This is a genomic window from Hyphomonadaceae bacterium BL14, from assembly GCA_027627705.1.
Classification (GTDB): domain Bacteria; phylum Pseudomonadota; class Alphaproteobacteria; order Caulobacterales; family Maricaulaceae; genus Oceanicaulis.
The window spans coordinates 1,210,471-1,226,737 of record CP091242.1 but is presented as its reverse complement, the minus strand read 5'-3'; the positions used below and the strand labels follow the sequence as shown (position 1 = coordinate 1,226,737).

At 66.3% G+C, this 16,267-nt stretch carries 13 protein-coding genes; 7 read left to right on the top strand and 6 right to left on the bottom strand.

Annotated features, from left to right (window positions below):
* Positions 1–93 precede the first annotated feature (93 nt).
* From L2D00_05865 to L2D00_05855, 3 genes are all read right to left on the bottom strand, one after another.
* Positions 94–3,360, bottom strand: a complete 3,267-nt coding sequence (locus tag L2D00_05865) for an efflux RND transporter permease subunit (GenBank protein ID WBQ14207.1) — start codon at positions 3,358–3,360, stop codon at positions 94–96.
* Between the two features lie 23 nt (positions 3,361–3,383).
* Positions 3,384–4,649 (bottom strand): efflux RND transporter periplasmic adaptor subunit, encoded by a 1,266-nt coding sequence (locus L2D00_05860; GenBank protein WBQ14206.1) that lies wholly within the window; start codon positions 4,647–4,649, stop codon positions 3,384–3,386.
* A gap of 74 nt (positions 4,650–4,723) precedes the next feature.
* Positions 4,724–6,097 carry an efflux transporter outer membrane subunit gene (locus tag L2D00_05855; protein WBQ14205.1) on the bottom strand — a complete coding sequence of 458 codons (1,374 nt, stop codon included), beginning with the start codon at positions 6,095–6,097 and terminating at the stop codon, positions 4,724–4,726.
* 223 nt (positions 6,098–6,320) lie between these two features.
* On the opposite strand from L2D00_05855, the gene L2D00_05850 reads away from it, so the two are divergent.
* From L2D00_05850 to L2D00_05820, 7 genes are all read left to right on the top strand, one after another.
* Positions 6,321–7,784 carry an ATP-binding protein gene (locus L2D00_05850; protein WBQ14204.1) on the top strand — a complete coding sequence of 488 codons (1,464 nt, stop codon included), beginning with the start codon at positions 6,321–6,323 and terminating at the stop codon, positions 7,782–7,784.
* A 115-nt stretch (positions 7,785–7,899) separates the two neighbouring features.
* Positions 7,900–9,591 (top strand): phosphate ABC transporter permease subunit PstC, encoded by a 1,692-nt coding sequence (gene pstC / locus L2D00_05845; protein WBQ14203.1) that lies wholly within the window; start codon positions 7,900–7,902, stop codon positions 9,589–9,591.
* Complete coding sequence (pstA, locus tag L2D00_05840) at positions 9,584–11,323, top strand: phosphate ABC transporter permease PstA (protein ID WBQ14493.1); 1,740 nt, start codon at positions 9,584–9,586, stop codon at positions 11,321–11,323. The genes pstC and pstA overlap by 8 nt, the downstream gene beginning before the upstream one ends.
* Before the next feature lie 59 nt (positions 11,324–11,382).
* The gene (pstB, locus tag L2D00_05835; protein WBQ14492.1) at positions 11,383–12,141 is read left to right on the top strand and encodes a phosphate ABC transporter ATP-binding protein PstB; all 759 of its coding nucleotides are present in this window, start codon (positions 11,383–11,385) and stop codon (positions 12,139–12,141) included.
* 56 nt (positions 12,142–12,197) lie between these two features.
* Positions 12,198–12,908, top strand: coding sequence for a phosphate signaling complex protein PhoU (phoU, locus tag L2D00_05830; GenBank protein WBQ14202.1), 711 nt, complete (start codon positions 12,198–12,200; stop codon positions 12,906–12,908).
* A gap of 11 nt (positions 12,909–12,919) precedes the next feature.
* Complete coding sequence (gene phoB, locus L2D00_05825; protein ID WBQ14201.1) at positions 12,920–13,609, top strand: phosphate regulon transcriptional regulator PhoB; 690 nt, start codon at positions 12,920–12,922, stop codon at positions 13,607–13,609.
* Positions 13,610–13,701: 92 nt separating this feature from the next.
* On the top strand, positions 13,702–14,421 hold the full coding sequence (locus tag L2D00_05820) for a Rieske (2Fe-2S) protein (protein WBQ14200.1): 720 nt from the start codon (positions 13,702–13,704) through the stop codon (positions 14,419–14,421).
* 3 nt (positions 14,422–14,424) lie between these two features.
* On the opposite strand, the gene L2D00_05815 is transcribed toward L2D00_05820, so the two are convergent.
* From L2D00_05815 to rpsR, 3 genes are all read right to left on the bottom strand, one after another.
* Positions 14,425–15,225 carry a 3-hydroxybutyrate dehydrogenase gene (locus tag L2D00_05815; protein WBQ14199.1) on the bottom strand — a complete coding sequence of 267 codons (801 nt, stop codon included), beginning with the start codon at positions 15,223–15,225 and terminating at the stop codon, positions 14,425–14,427.
* Between the two features lie 155 nt (positions 15,226–15,380).
* Complete coding sequence (gene rplI / locus L2D00_05810; GenBank protein WBQ14198.1) at positions 15,381–15,998, bottom strand: 50S ribosomal protein L9; 618 nt, start codon at positions 15,996–15,998, stop codon at positions 15,381–15,383.
* Positions 15,999–16,012: 14 nt separating this feature from the next.
* A complete protein-coding gene (gene rpsR, locus L2D00_05805) occupies positions 16,013–16,267 on the bottom strand; it encodes a 30S ribosomal protein S18 (GenBank protein WBQ14197.1) in 255 nt (84 codons plus the stop codon).

The window sequence follows — 16,267 nt, the reverse complement described above, 5'->3', positions numbered from 1 at the left end:
ATCGCGCCCTTCAAGGGGCACTGTCATTCCAGCACGCGGAACGCTACAGCGCAGGCCCGGCAAGGGGAACTGGCTGTAGCGGTCACGGCTGCGTTACTCGGCCGGGCGGGGGACGCCGGCGGGGTCCTGATCGTGACCCGGACGGGTCCGCTCGCGCGATTCCTCCGGGGTGTCGGCGACGTCCACGCCTTCAGCGCCGCTGATCCGGCCTTCCCAGCCGGCACCGATGCCCGGTATGCGTTCGCCGCGCCACAGGCCCGTCACCCCGCGCTTGATGTCGACACCCATGGCGTAGAGCGCGGGCACGAAGAACAGGGTCAGGAACAGGGCGAACACCACGCCAAACCCGATCGCGACCACCATGGGCTTGAGGAACTGGGCCTGGGTGGAGCGTTCGGCCATCATCGGCAGAATGCCCAGGAAGGTCGTCACGGTGGTCAGCAGGATCGGACGGAAACGCTGCACGCCTGCGTCGACAAGGGCCTGGAAGGCACCCACGCCGCGTTCTCGCAACCGGTTGACGAAGTCCACGAGCACCAGGTTGTCGTTGATCACGACCCCGGCCGCAGCGCCTATCCCGAAGAAAGAGAACATGGCGATGGGCATGCCGAAGAAGAGATGCCCGAATACGGCCCCGGCGAAGGCGAACGGGATCGCGGTCATGATCAGCAAGGGCTGGGCGTAGGAGCGGAAGGCGATGGCCAGCAGCACATACATGGAGCCCAGCATCAGCACCTGCAGGATCACGATCTCCTGCATGAACTGCGCTTGGCCTTCGGCGTCGCCCAGCGCGCCTTCAGAGACGCCGGGATAGCGCTCGCGCCAGGCGGGGAAGAAGTTTTCGCGCAGGTCGCGGCGAATCTCGCCGGCTGCGTCCTCATCGCTGAGATCGGCGCTGACGGTCACGGTGCGCTGGCGTTCGCGCCGGTTGATGCGGTTGATGCCGGGGGCGAACTCCACGTCGGCCACGGCGGCCAGCGGAATCTCGCGCCCGTCGGGGGTGCGGATGCGCAGATCGCGCACCGCATCGAGGCTGTCGCGCAGCTCGCGCGGGTAGCGCACCATCACGCGCACATCCTCGCCGCCGCGCGGCAGGCGCTGGACTTCTATCCCGTAGAAGGCCTGGCGCACCTGGCTCGTGACATCGTTCAGCGTCAGGCCCAGAGCGCGCGCATCGGGACGCAGGCTGAAGCGCATTTCCTCGGCGGAGGTCTGCAGATTGTCCACGATGTCATAGGTCGCCGAATAGGTGCGCAGCTGCGCCTTCAGGTCCGCAGCGGCCAGGCGCAGCACGTCCAGATCGGGGTGGTTGATGGCGAACTGGATGCCCGAGACGTTCTCGGAAATGGTGAAGTTGAACTCGATGGACTCCGCGTCCGGCACCGGGCCCATGGCGTCGCGCAGGGTCTGGGTGATTTCAGACATCGGGATGGGTTCGGGCCGGTCTTCCGGGCTGGCCATCTGGATCCAGGCCTGGACGCTGGAGCCGTTGGCGATCACAGCGCTGCCCACGACCATGTCAAAGCCGGGATAGCGCTCGGCATAATGGGCTCTCAGCGCCACGGTGGCGTCTTCGAGCTGGTTGCGCACCTCTTCAAGCCGGCTCCAGGGCGCACCCTCGGGCAGCTCGATCTGTGCCTGGACCAGCTCGTCCTCGACTTCGGGCATGAAGCGGAAGGGTACATAGCCGGTATTCATCAGCACGATGGCCAGGGTGAACATCATGATGAAGGCGAGCACCGTGAAGTACCGCGCCTTGATGGCCAGAGCCAGGATCGGCGCGTAGACATTGCGCGCAAACGTGACGAGCCCGTTGGCGATGGATTCCTGCACACGCAGGAACGGGCCGAAGAAGCCGGTCATGCGCTGGGGACCCATGTGCGACAGGTGCGCGGGCAGGATCACGAGAGATTCGATCAGCGAGAAGGCGAGGGCGGCGATCACCACCAGCGAGATCTGCCGGGTGAATTGCACTTCCGGCCCGGTCAGCAGCATCCAGGGCGCGAACGCCATCATGGTGGTGATGACCGCGAAGACGACGGGCTTGGCCACCATCTGCACGCCGACCACCGCCGCGGTCAGGCCGCGCTCGCCGCGTTCGACCCGGTTATGGATGTTTTCACCCACAATGATCGCGTCATCGACCACCACCCCGATCACGATCAGGAAGGCGAACAGCGAGAGCATGTTGAGTGTGACGCCCAGCATGGGCAGCAAGAGCAGGCCGCCGGCGAACGCCGTGGCGATGCCCACCGTGACCCAGAAGGCCACGATCGGGCGCAGGAACAGGACCAGCACAATCAGCACAAGCAGCAGGCCGATCATCGCGGAGTTGGAAATCGTGTCCATGCGCGAGTGGTAGACATCGGACATGTCGAACCAGTTCGACAGGGTCACGGTTGTGGGAAGATCGTCGCGCTTGCGTTCGACATAGGCCTGCATCTGCTCAGATAGGCGCACCACGTCGACATCGCCGGTGGTGCGCACATCAATGAGCACCATGGTCTGGCCGTTGAACGTGCCGGAAAAATCGACATCCACCAGCCCGTCGGTGACCTGCGCCACGTCCCGCACGCGGATGGTGGAGCCGTCCGGCGTCTGGCGCACGATGATGTCGCCAAACTCCTCGGCGGTGTCGGCCAGCTGGCGCGAGGTCAGCTGGATGCGGCCCTGGGCGGTACGTACGGCCCCGGCGGAGGCATTGAGCGATGTCGCGCGCACGGCCTGGGCGACCTCGTTGAAGGTCAGGCCATAGCGGCGCAGTGCCTCTTCGGACACTTCGATGGCCACCTCTTCGCCGAGATAGGCCATGGTGTTGACGATCGAGGCCTCGCCGACCTGTGAGCCGATTTCGTCGCGGATCTCACGCGCCAGGCGCTGCAACTCGCGCCGCTCCACATCGCCGTGCAGGGCGATCATGTACATCTGCTGCTGGTTTTCCCAGCGGCTGACCACCGGGCGGAAGGCGTCAGCGGGCAGATTATTGATCGAGTCCACGCGCAGCTTGATTTCATTGACGAATTCATCGCCGTTGAGATTGCGCTGGCCCTCGATATTGACGAAGCCGCGCCCTTCGCGTGCGCTGGAGGTGATGCGGTGGACGCCCGACAGATTGGCCACCGCCTCCTCAATGCGCAGGATGATCTGCTCCTCTACCTCCTGCGGCGCGGCGCCCGGCCAGGCCACCGACACCGTGGCGCCGTTGAAGGAGCCCGACGGGAAGACCTCGCGCTGGAGCTGGATGAAGCCGATAATGCCGCCGACAAAGGCGATGATCATCAACAGATTGGCGGCGACGGAATTGCGCGCCCACCAGGCGAGAATGCCGCGGTGTTCACGTTCTTCGGGACGTTGAACCATGATCGTGTCCTCCAGCTTTCCGTTTAGCCGTCAATCGCGGCGACGCCGGGCCCGTCCGTGGACGGTGCCTCCGGCTGCGCAGCAGCGGGCGTGTCTTGATCCAGCGGTTGGCCATCCGGGCCCATGGCCGTCAAGGCCATGCCCGACGCCGGTGCGCGCACCGTGGAGGTGATCACCCGGTCACCCGGCTGAATGCCGCTGGCCACCACGACGCGTTCGGCGCTGGAATCAATGACCGTCACCTGGCGGATGGACAGGGTCCCGTCCCGCTCGGCCACGAAAATCTGATCCGTTCCGCGCAGGGAGCTGCGCGGCAGCACGAAGGCGCTGGGAATCTCCCGGCCTTCGATGCGCGCTTCCACGAACAGGCCCATGGCCAGCGGGGCACCGGCGGCTTCTGCAGCGACACCATAGGGGTCACGCACCTGGACGAAAACGCTCAGCGTGCGGGTCTGGGGATCGATGGCAGCATCGGTGCGCACGACCTCGCCCTGCCACTCCCGCACCACACCGGCACTCACCGCGGTCAGAGTCACGCGCGGGCCGGGCGTGTCCTCGCTCGCGCGGAAGGCCGTAGGCATGTTGAGCAGGGCGATTTCGCGATCGCTCAGCGGCAGGCGGACCTCGGCGATATCGGTGGCGAACACGCGGCCCAGGCGCGCGCCCGGTCCGACGAACTGGCCCTGGTCGACCATCTTGTCGCGCACGCGGCCGGCAAACGGTGCGGAAATGCGGGTGCGTGACAGGTTCAGGCGCGCTTCGGCCAGGCTGGCTTCAGCTGCGGCGAGCTGGGCCCGGGCGTCGGCCAGTTGCGGCTCGCGCAGGGCCAGCGGCGTGGCTTCGCCCCGGCCGACGGCTTCCCATTCCTGACGGGCCAGCTCGGATTCGGCCTGTTCGCGGATCAGGGCCTGGCGGCGCTGGCTGACCTGGGCTTCCGCGCGGGTGACGGCAAGACGGTAATCGGCGTCTTCCAGCTGCACCAGCACTTCACCGGCCTCGAAGAAGCCGCCCTGAACAAAGTTCGGGTTCACGAAGGCGACCCGGCCTGCCACCTGGGCAGTGAGATCAATTTCCGTGAGCGCGGTGACCGAGCCTTGTGTGCGCACGGTGAGGCGCACCGGTTGCGCCTCGGCCTCGGTGACGAAGACCGCAGCGGCGCGGACATCCTGTTCAGCGCGTTCAGCCTGGGGCGCGTTGGCGATGAGCGCGCCGAACGCTATGACGGCGACGACGAGCAGCAGCCCTATCGGCCCGATGAAGAGCAGTGTGCGTCCAACAAATTTATTCATGACCAACCTCGTCTTGTCGTGCGGACGTCACGCGTCCGGCAGGCCTCTTGCGGGCCGAAAAATACGTGTGTCGTCTAACCCGCGCCGCGGGTGCCGGCTTCAAAGCCGCCGGCGATGGCCAGATGAAGGGCAATGCGATTGTCGACGCGTTCGCGCCGGGCCGTGATCAGTTGGGATTGCGCCTGGATGACGCGGGTCTGGGCGTCGATCAGTTCAAAGATCGTGGCGATGCCCGAGGTATATTGCTGTTCAACCAGCTCCAGCGCGGCCTGGGCCTCGGCGCTGGCCGAGGCCAGTGCGTCCACGCGCCGCGCCAGACGCGCATCGGCGTCGAGCGCGTTTTCCACCTCGCGCAGGGCCGTCAGCACGGTTTCCACCAGACGGGCCGAGGCCTGTTCGGCCAGCGCCACCTGACGGTCGCGTTCGGCGCGCAGCTGGCCGCCGCGGAACAGGGGCGCGAGGATGGAGGCCGAGACGGTGCTGGCCAGATTCCGGGCGTCGAGGATATCGCCGGGATTGGCACCCGCATCACGCAGTTCGGCGCGCAAGGTGAGGCCGGGATAAAGCGCCTTGCGCGCGGCCTCGGCAGAGAAACCGGCTGCCTGCATGCGCGCCTCGGCGGCGACGACATCCGGGCGGCGCTGCAACAGGCTTTGTGGCGAGCCCGGATCGGTCACCGGCCCCAGATCGGGCAAGGTGCCGTCCATCGCCAGGGCGTTGGCGGGATAGCGGCCCAGCAGGGTTTCCAGGGCGCGCGCTGCAGCGTCACGGGCGCGTTCACGCGAGGCCAGTGCCGCTTCGCTTGACGCCAGTGCCGAGCGGGCGGTGCGCAGGTCGGACGAGCGTACAACGCCGCGCTGGAAACGGCGTTCCACGCTTTCCAGCTGACGGGTGCGTGTCTCCACATCTCTTTGGGCCAGCAGGTATTGCTGGCGCGCATCAATCAGGCCGTACCAGGCCTGGGCGACATTGGCCGCAACGGACAGGCGTGCGCCGCGCCAGTCGGCGCTGGCGGCTTCGGCGGACAGGGCGCTGGCACGGGCCTGGTCGCCGAGACGGCCCCAGACATCGGCGGTCCAGCTCGCTTCAAGTGCGGCTGAATAGCTGGTTCCTGACTGAAGCGGGCTGTCGGCTTCCGTGACGCCCAGACGGGCATCGGCCGAGGGCAGGCGGGTGCCGCTGGCGGCGCGTGATGCGGCGCGCGCGGCATCCAGACCGGCACGCGCGGCGCGCAGGGAAGGATTGGAGTCCATGGCTTCGCCCACAAGAGCGGTCAGCACCGGGTCTTCAAGCGAGACAATCCAGTCCTGGGGCGCGGCGGCGGCGTCTTGCGGCAAGGCCGCAAAGCTGGAGGGGGCACCGCCGGGCAGGCTGGCGCCCCCCATGGGCGTCCCGGCACAGGCGGAGACCATCACGGCGGCGAGAAGGGGGGTGGAGCGAATGATCAAGGCTCAAAACTCTCTGACAAACCGGAACAGGATCAACACGGCTTTCCTACCCGCGTACTCATGAAAGTCAATCAAAACTTATCGAAAAACGACAAAAATTGCTCGAATTACGAAAAATTCATGCCGGGGTCAGGCGGCGGTCATGAAGTCAGGGACGGATGCGAAGTGCGCGGCGCGCCGGCACCTGTTTCGCACCCGTCACATTCTCATGATACCAATTGCCATGGCTGAAGAGCGCACGAATCGCACCCCCCGCAAAACCATGGACCGCCCGCGCCGGCGCGATATCGCACTGACCGCGTCGCTGGCAGTGCTGGTGATGGCGGTACTGACCGTCGCGGGTGAACTCCAGCCGGGCGTGTTTCTGGCCGGGTCGCTCGCATTGGCAGGCCTGGCGGCTGTGTATTATCTGACAGCGCTGACCGCTGCCGAGCCCAACCCCAGCCCGGCCTCCGCTGCCGACCTCCGCCCGGTGGAGGCGGATGCCTGTGAGGCGATGCTGGAGCGCCTGCCAATTCCTGTGCTGCTGATCGGACCGGGTGGGCGGATCGAACGCGCCAATCCGTCCGCCCGGGCGTTTCTGGGCCTAGGCGCCGAGCGCGGCCTTCTGTCCACCGCCCTGCGCCAGCCGCGCGTGCTCGAAGCCGTCAGCGCGGCTTTGCGCGGGGAGCGCGGTGCCGCGGTGGAGTATGCGACCCTGGCACCGCTGGAGAGCCATGTGCGCGCGTTCGTCGAGCCGATCCGCCTCAATACACCTGGTCCCATGCCGTTTCGCGCCATGCTGGTGCTGGCCGATGATACATCGTCGAAACGCGCCGAACGCATGCGGGCCGACTTCCTCGCCAATGCCAGCCATGAGCTGCGCACGCCGCTGGCCTCGCTGTCAGGCTTTCTCGAAACCCTTCAGGGTCCGGCGCGCGATGATCCCGAGGCGCGCGAGCGCTTCCTGGCGATCATGATGGAGCAGACCGAGCGCATGCGCCGCCTGATCGATGATCTTTTGTCGCTGAGCCGGGTGGAGATGAACGAGCACGTCGTGCCGACCGGCGTGGTGGAGTTGAATGCTCTGGTGCGCGATGTGGCCGAAGTGCTGGGACTGGTCGCGGAAAAGCGCGCCATCACGCTGGAGGTGACTCTGGCGGAGGCCGCGACGCCTGTGCGCGGGGATCATGACCAGATTTACGAAGTCGTCGAGAACCTCGTGGAGAATGCCATCAAATACTCGCCTGACGGCGCTGTGGTGAGGGTGTGGGTGGAGGCATCGCGCACCCGTGATGGTGCCGAGCACCTGCCTGAACGCATGGATCCGCAATCCGGGCGCCTGACGCTCAGTGCGCCGCCACTGGACCCCGATGCGCGTTTTGCGGTCGTGCGGGTCCGCGACGCCGGACCCGGCATCGAGCGGCGATACCTGCCACGTCTGTCCGAGCGCTTCTTCCGCGTGGACGGCCAGAAGAGCGGACCCACGGCCGGGACCGGCCTGGGCCTGGCGATCGTCAAGCATATCGTCAGCCGGCACCGCGGCGGTTTCACTGTGGAAAGTGCGCCGGGCGCAGGGTCGATCTTCTCTGTGTTTCTGGCGCTGGCACCGGCCAGGGCCAATGCCGAGATCGCGGCCACCAGCCAGCCGCCAGCGCCGGAGTCCGGGCTGGTGGACAACACCGCTGACACTGTCACAAAAGTGTAGGGCAAGTGTCATAATCAGGTGACTGAGTCCGCGCATGGTCCGCCGCTCATTGTGGCGAAGGACCGCCCGCTGCGATGACCATGACGGTTTTATCGCAGGCGGGCCCGGAACAGAGATGCAGATTTCGGTCCTCCTGGCGCTGACGCTCCTGGTGCTCACGGCATTCGGCTTTCTGATCGGCCGGCGCCGGGCGCTCGCCGCGCGTTCCGGTGCCCGCGACCGGCTGCACTCGCTTCCCAATTACTACGGGTATTACATCGCCTTGTGGACGGGCGGTCCGGCGCTGCTGGTGCTGGCGGCCTATGGCGTGTTTGGTGCCGGGCTGGTGAATACGCTGGCCATGACCCAGCTGGAGCGCGAAGCAGCACCGTTGATCGCCGAGTTTGACCGGCAACTGGACAGCGACGCGGCCTACCTGGATCTGCTGGCCGAGGCTGCCGATGCCGAGTCCGATGCGCTGGAGGCGCGCGACGCGATCGCCCGGGCACGCGATAGCGGCCTGGACCCGCAAGACTTTCAAAGCGCGCTGGCGCGCCAGACCACCCGCCTCACGGAGGTCGGTGCGCAGCTGGATCAACGCCGCAGCGAGATCGTGCGTGCGGTCGCCTCGCGCGCGCCGTCCAGCGAGGCGGGCATCCGTGCGCGCGCCGGGTTCGAATACTGGATCAGTCCGCGCGAACGCCGCCAGCTCTTCCTGGCCGATGCACGGGCCATCGCGTTCGGAGCAGGGCTGGCCAGCCGCAATACGCCTGAACTGCGCGCCGCGGCGCTGGCGATGCGCCCGGTGGAAGACATGTTCCGCCTTGCCGCCGCCGGGCTTGTCATGGCGCTGGCGGTCGGCGGGCTCGCCTGGGCCCGCTCGCGGGTGACAGCGTCCTTCCGGGCGCGCAACCGCGTGGAGTCGGTGATCAGTGCGCTGCTGATGATCGCCTCGCTGATCGCGATCCTGACCACCTTGGGCATCGTATTCTCGCTTCTATTTGAATCACTTCGCTTTTTCGCGGCCATTGACTGGCGCCTGCATGATTTTCTGTTCGGCCTGCAATGGAGCCCGCAAATCGCCATCCGCGCCGACCAGATCGGCCAGTCGGGGGCGTTCGGGGCCGTGCCGCTGTTCGCCGGGACCGCGCTGATCACGGCCATCGCGATGCTGGTGGCCGTACCGGTGGGGCTGTTTTCAGCGATTTACATGTCCGAATACGCCACGCCGCGTGTGCGCGCCGTGGCCAAGCCGGTCCTTGAGGTGCTCGCGGGCGTGCCCACCGTGGTCTACGGCTTTTTCGCGCTTCTGACGGTCGGTCCGTTCCTGCGCGATTTTGCGCTGTTCCTCGGCTATGAAGACGCTGTCACCCAGAGCGCCCTGTCGGCCGGTCTGGTCATGGGGGTGATGATCATCCCGTTCATTTCGTCGCTGTCAGATGATGTGATCAACGCCGTGCCGCAAACCTTGCGCGACGGGGCCTACGCCATGGGCGCCACCAAGTCCGAAGCGATCCGCCATGTCGTTCTGCCTGCGGCCTTGCCGGGCGTGGTGGGCGCGGTGCTGCTGGGCGTGTCGCGCGCCATTGGCGAGACGATGATCGTCGTGATGGCCGCAGGCCAGGGTGCCAATCTGACCGCCAACCCGCTGGAATCGGTGACCACCATCACCGTCCAGATCGTCACCCTGCTGACCGGCGACCAGGAGTTTGACAGCTCCAAGACGCTGGCTGCGTTCGCGCTGGGCCTGGTGCTGTTCACAATGACCCTGTTGCTCAACATCATCGCGCTGCGCGTGGTGCAACGCTTCCGTGAACGCTATGAATAGCCCCGCCCCGATCCGCACCGCTGTCGAAGCCCGCCTGGCCCGCCGTCACCGGTCCGAGCAGCGCTTCCGCTTTTACGGCATGGCAGCGATCACGCTGGCTGTGGCCTTCCTGTTCTTGCTGGTCGGTTCGATCATCATCCAGTCGGTTCCGGCCATGACCACCTGGCGCGTGACGGTGGACGTGGAGCTGGACCGCGCGCTGATCGATCCGCGCGGCGATATGAGCGAGGCCTCGCTGCGCCGCGGCGGGTATAATGCCGCGATCCAGACCGCCCTGCGCGGCGAGTTCCCGGACATGCAATCGCGCGAGCAACTGCGTGATCTGTTCGGGCTGTACAGCTCGATCAACGCGGCGCGGCTGCTCAATCAGGTGGTTCAGGACCCGTCTCTGGTCGGCCAGACGGTGCGGTTCACCTTCCCGATCGATGACAGTGCGGACCTCTATCTCCAGGGGACGACCGTCCGTGAATCCACCGCGCCGGGCCCGTCGCCGCTGCGCATCGTGCGGGGAGAGGGCCGCGCCGTGACCCTGTCGGCGGACGGGCCGGTGTTTGACGCTTTCGTGGACGATGTGCGTGAGGTCGCGCGTGCGCGCGCTCGTGAGCTGGAACAGCGCGCGGGCCGTGCCGAAGCCGCCATGGCCGACGCTATCGATCGCGATATCCGCGCCATTTACGAATCCGAGGCGCGGCGCGCCCGCGTCCAGGCCGGGCTGCTTCTAGAACGGCTGGACGATGACGCGGCGGTGGTGCTGGACCCGCAAATCCCCAGCCTGCTCATCAAGGCGGGCGGCGAGGTGATCCGCGTGACCCAGATCAGCGCCGACCGGACCGGAGCCACAGGCGAGACTGTGATCAGCGCCCCGTCGCCGGCTGAACGCGTGACCGAGTGGACGCTGTGGACCCTGGAGACGCCCCAGGCCGGGCGGCTGATCAGCGACCGCCAGATCGCCATGGCTGATGCCTTGCGCGAGCGCGGCCTGGCGGCCAGCGGCTTCAATACCGAGCTGTTCACCTATGCCGACAGCCGCGAGCCGGAGATTGCCGGTGTGCTGGGCGCGCTGATCGGCTCGGTGCTGACGATGTTCGTCACCATGCTGCTGGCGGTCCCCATCGGGGTCGGCGCGGCGATCTATCTGGAAGAGTTTGCGCCGAAGAACCGCATTTCCGATTTCATCGAGGTGAACATCAACAATCTGGCTGCGGTGCCGTCCATCGTCTTCGGCCTTCTGGGCCTGGCGGTGTTCATCAACACGTTCGGCATGCCCCGGTCGGCCCCTCTGGTGGGCGGCGTGGTGCTGGCGCTGATGACGTTGCCCACGGTGATTATCTCCTCGCGCGCGGCGCTGAAAGCCGTGCCGCCGTCCATCCGCGAGGCGGCGCTGGGCGTGGGCGCGTCGAAGACGCAAGCGGTGTTCCACCATGTGCTGCCGCTGGCCGCGCCGGGCATTCTGACCGGCTCGATCATCGGCCTGGCCCAGGCGCTGGGCGAGACCGCGCCGCTTCTGATGATCGGCATGGTGGCCTTTATCGCCGACGCGCCGACGCTGGGCCTGTCCGGCTTTACCGAGCCATCCACCGTCATGCCGGTGCAAATCTTTCTCTGGTCGTCGGCCGCAGAGCGCGCATTTGAAGCGCGCACCGCTGCCGCGATCCTTGTCCTTCTGGTCCTGATGGTCAGTCTCAATGCGGTTGCGATCTATCTGCGCCGCCGGTTCGAACGCAGGTGGTAGCCATGGCCCACGACACCCGTCCCGCACCGTCCACGGTGTATCATCCTGCCCCGCCGGGCATGGACATCAAGGTCGCCGCGCGTGACCTGTCTGTGCGCTATAGCGGTGCCCTGGCCCTGGACCGGGTGAACATCGACATGCCTGACCGCTCCGTGACGGCGTGCATCGGTCCGTCGGGCTGCGGCAAGTCCACCTTCCTGCGCTGCATCAACCGGATGAACGATACGATCGATACCGCCCGGGTGAGCGGCTCGATCCGGATCGATGGCGAGGAGATCAATGACCGCTCGATCGACCCGGTGTTGCTGCGCGCGCGCGTCGGCATGGTGTTCCAGAAGCCCAACCCGTTCCCGAAGACGATTTTCGAGAATGTTGCCTATGGCCCGCGCATCCATGGCCTGGCCGCCAACAAGGACGAGCTGGCAGCCATCGTGGAGACCAGCCTGACCAAGGCGGGCCTGTGGAAGGAAGTCGCTGACCGTCTGCACCAGCCGGGCACCTCGCTGTCAGGCGGCCAGCAGCAGCGCCTGGTGATTGCGCGCGCCATCGCGGTGAACCCGGAAGTGATCCTGATGGACGAGCCGTGCTCGGCGCTGGACCCTATCGCCACGGCGCGCATCGAAGAGCTCATCGACGAACTGCGCCAGAACTATGCCCTGATCATCGTCACCCACTCCATGGCCCAGGCCGCGCGGGTGTCGCAGATGACCGCCTTCTTCCACCTCGGCGCGCTCGTGGAGTACGGGCCGACCGAGGAGATTTTCACCAACCCGCGTGACCAGCGCACGCAGGACTATATCACGGGGCGCTTCGGCTAGGCCGTACGCAGCGTTTCGCAACCGACTTTGGAACTGGCCATTGAAAGGCTTCGCTCATGACCAACCAGGTCAAGGCGCCGCATATCGTCAAAGCCTTCTCCGAGGAGCTTGAACAGCTCTCGGCCGATGTCGCCGCCATGGGCGGGCTTGCCGAGAGTCTGGTGTCGGACGCGCTCGAAGCGGCCGCCACCCGCGACGGCGATCTGGCAGCCGATGTCGTCGCGCGTGATGTTCAGGTCGACGCCATGCAGCGCGACATCGAGAAGAAGATCATCCGGCTTCTGGCCCTGCGCCACCCCATCGCCCAGGATTTGCGGGTGTGCATTGCGGCGCTGAAGATCGTGTCCGATCTGGAGCGCGTCGGTGATCTGGCCAAGTCGATCGCCCGGCGCGTGCCCACGCTCAATGACAGCGAGCCTACCGCGTTTGGCGCGTCTGTAGACCGGATGGGCAAGCTGGTGCTGAGCCATATGCATGAAGTGCTCGACGCCTACGCCACCGGCGAAACCGCGCGCGCTGTGGCCGTGTGGGAGCGCGATGATGATGTGGACGAGCATTACAATGCACTGTTCCGCGAGCTGGTGCGCGCCATGAGCAACGAGCCGTCCATGATCGGGCCGGGCGCACATCTTCTGTTCATCGCCAAGAACCTTGAGCGCATCGGCGACCACGCCACGAATATTGCCGAGGTGATCCACTATCTGGTGACGGGCCGCGAACTGGCGTCAGAGCGCCCGCGCGGACCACGTCCTGAAATGTCTCACTGAAGGGGGCCGTAATGCAGCCGCATGTCCTGGTCGTCGAGGATGAGGACGCTCTGTCCGAACTCTTGCAGTATAATCTGAAGAAAGAGGGCTTCCGGGTCTCCGTCGCCGCCGATGGCGAGGAGGCGTTGATGCTGGTGGAAGAGCGTCAGCCCGATGTGGTGGTGCTCGACTGGATGCTGCCGAAAATCTCCGGCATCGAGGTGTGCCGGCGCCTGCGCAGCCGCCAGGAAAGCCGCAATCTGCCGATCATCATGCTCACCGCGCGCGGTGAGGAGACCGACCGGATCCGGGGCCTCGACACGGGCGCGGACGACTACATCGTCAAGCCGTTCCTGATGAAGGAGCTGTTTGCGCGGGTGCGTGCGGTGCTGCGGCGTATCCGGCCGGGCCTGGCCGAAGACACGGTCCAGGCTGGCGATATCACCATGGACCGGGTGGCCCACAAGGTGGTGCGCAGCGGACAGGAAATCCATCTGGGCCCCACCGAGTTCCGGCTGCTGGATTACTTCATGCAGCATCCCGGCCGCGTGTTCTCGCGCGAGCAATTGCTGGACGCTGTCTGGGGTTCGGACGTGTATGTGGAGACCCGCACCGTGGACGTGCATATCGGCCGGCTGCGCAAGGCGCTCAACAAGGTGGGCGGAACCGATCCAATCCGTACGGTGCGTTCGGCCGGCTACGCGCTCAACCCAGAAGCCTGACACGTGAACCGCCGGGCTGACACGGCGCGCCCGCGGTGTTACGCGGTGCGCTACCGGGCCGCACAGGGCCTGCCCGCCGGGGGATGGTTTTGATGAGCGCGCAAGAGTCATCCCTGCCGCAGCGCTGGCTGGCGGTGCTGCCATCACGGGCGCTCAAAGCCGGGGTTATGGACGGCCGCATCATCGCCGATCAGCCGGTCGTGCTCTGGCGTGACGAGGCGGGACGCGCCTGTGCCGTGCGTGATCTGTGCCCCCATCGCGGCGTGCCGTTCTCGGCGGGGCGTCTGGTAGAGGGCGGGCGCGAGCTGGAATGCCCCTATCATGGCTGGCGCTTTGGCGCGGACGGGCGCTGCGCGGCCATTCCCTCCATGGTCGAGGGTCAGCAAAGCGATATCGCCCGTATCCGGGTGCGCCGCTATCCGGTGGAGGAGCGCCAGGGCCTGATCTGGGTCTGGATCCCTGACGGTCCCGCCGATGCGCCGGTCCTGCCCGACGCACCTGACCCTGAAACCGGCGCACCGCATCTTGCTGATGCACCGGACGCAGCGCCGGTCATGGCATGGACCGAAACGCTGACGATGCCGGCGGGCGAGGGCGCGCCCAGCGCGGTACCGGTCATGGCGCACGGAGTTCTCAGGTTGGGGCTTTGGGAGTTGGCCTACCTGGCCGCAGATACGCCCGCGCAACCCGGCCAGGTGGACCGCCTGCGCGCGCTGTGGCGGCGGTCTGGGCCGCCGGCGGCAGGGCTGGCGCTGGCAGGCCGGGGCGCGCTGGCGGGGCGTCTGGATGCGGCAATGCGGGGCAGGGTGTAGGCTTTACTTCGCCAGCCAGCCACCTTCGACATTGATCGACGTCCCGTTGGCGCTGGCGCCATCATCAGACACCAGGTAGAGCAGCGCGCCGAGGAGCTCGTTGTATTGCACGAACTGGCGTGTCGGCTGGGCGTGCAGCATCACGTCGCGCACCACCGCCTCTTCACTGATGCCACGCTCGCGGGCGGTGTCGGCGATCTGGCTGTCCACCAGCGGCGTGCGCACATAGCCCGGATTGATGGCGTTGCAGGTGATGGCGCGCTCGGCGACTTCCAGGGCGATCGTCTTGGTCAGACCCATCACACCGTGCTTGGCCGCCACATAGGCCGATTTGAATGGCGAGGCGGCCAGGGCGTGGGCCGAGGCGATATTGACGATCCGCCCGCGCCCCTGCCCGGTCATCAAGGGAATGGCATGCCGGCAGGCGTGGAACACGCTTGACAGATTGATGGCCAGGATCGCGTCCCACTTGTCCGCCGGGAACTCCTCGATCCTGGCCACATGCTGGATGCCGGCATTATTGACCAGGATATCGAGGCGGCCGAACGCTTTGTGAGCAAACCCGATCAGGTCTGCGATCTCATGCGCGTGCAGCATGTTGGCGGGGTGGTAGAGCGCGCGGACCTTGTATGTATCGGCCAGACGCGCACGCAGCGCTTCGATCTCCTGAGGGTCGCCCAGACCGTTCAGCACGATATCGCAGCCATTGGCTGCAAGACCTTCGGCCAGCGCGGCGCCGATACCGGAGGTCGAGCCGGTGATAACGGCGCACTGGCCGGACAAGTCAACACGCACGCGGGTCATCTATGTGGCTCACTCTCGGGACGGCAGTCATTTTGCTGCACTGCAAAAACACGGGACGCAGGTCCGGGTCAAGACAGACGGATCATCGGGCCTGAACGAAAAACGGGCGGCCCTTGTGGGAGCCGCCCGCCTGTTCGACTGGACGCGGGCAGGCCTCAGGCCTGGTCCTCGTCCCCGGCTTCGTCCGACGGCTCGTCGTCGCGGTCATCATCCTGACCTTCAACGCCCGATTCCATCAGGACGGCGGCCTGGGCGTCCGCCAGAGCGCGGTCTTCTTCGGCCGCAGAGGCGATGACGTCTTCGCCCTTGGCCTGACGCTCGGCTTCGTCGGCGGTGCGCGCCACGTTGATCGTGATGGTCACCGAGACTTCCGGGTGCAGCATGACGCGGACGTCGTGCAGGCCCAGCGCCTTGATCGGGGCTTTCAGGTCCACCATGCCGCGCGTGACGGTCAGGGCGTCGGAGGTTGCCGCATCGGCGATGTCACGTGTGGACACCGAACCGTAGAGCTGGCCGCTCTCGGACGCCTGACGGATCAGCACGAAGCTGGCACCGTCCAGATGCGAACCGGAATCGCGGGCCTTGGAGGCGCGCTCTTCATTGAGCTTGACCAGAACTTCGCGCTCGCGCTCGAAGCGTTCCAGATTGGCTGCGGTCGCCCGCAGGGCTTTGCCCTGGGGCAGGAGGAAATTGCGTGCGAAGCCCGGCTTGACGGCGACAACGTCGCCGATGACACCCAGCTTTTCGACACGCTCGAGAAGAACGACTTGCATGATCCCGTTCTCCCTTAATCGACTGCGTAGGGCAGAAGGGCGAGAACGCGGGCGCGCTTGATGGCGCGGGCGAGTTCACGCTGCTTCTTGGCGGATACCGCCGTGATGCGCGCGGGCACGATCTTGCCGCGCTCGGACATGTAGCGCTGAAGCAGCTTCACGTCCTTGTAGTCGATCTTCGGCGAAGCCTCGCCAGAGAACGGACATACCTTGCGGCGGCGCTGGAAGGCGCGGCGCGCAGGCACGTTGGAAACGGTCATATCGGTCAT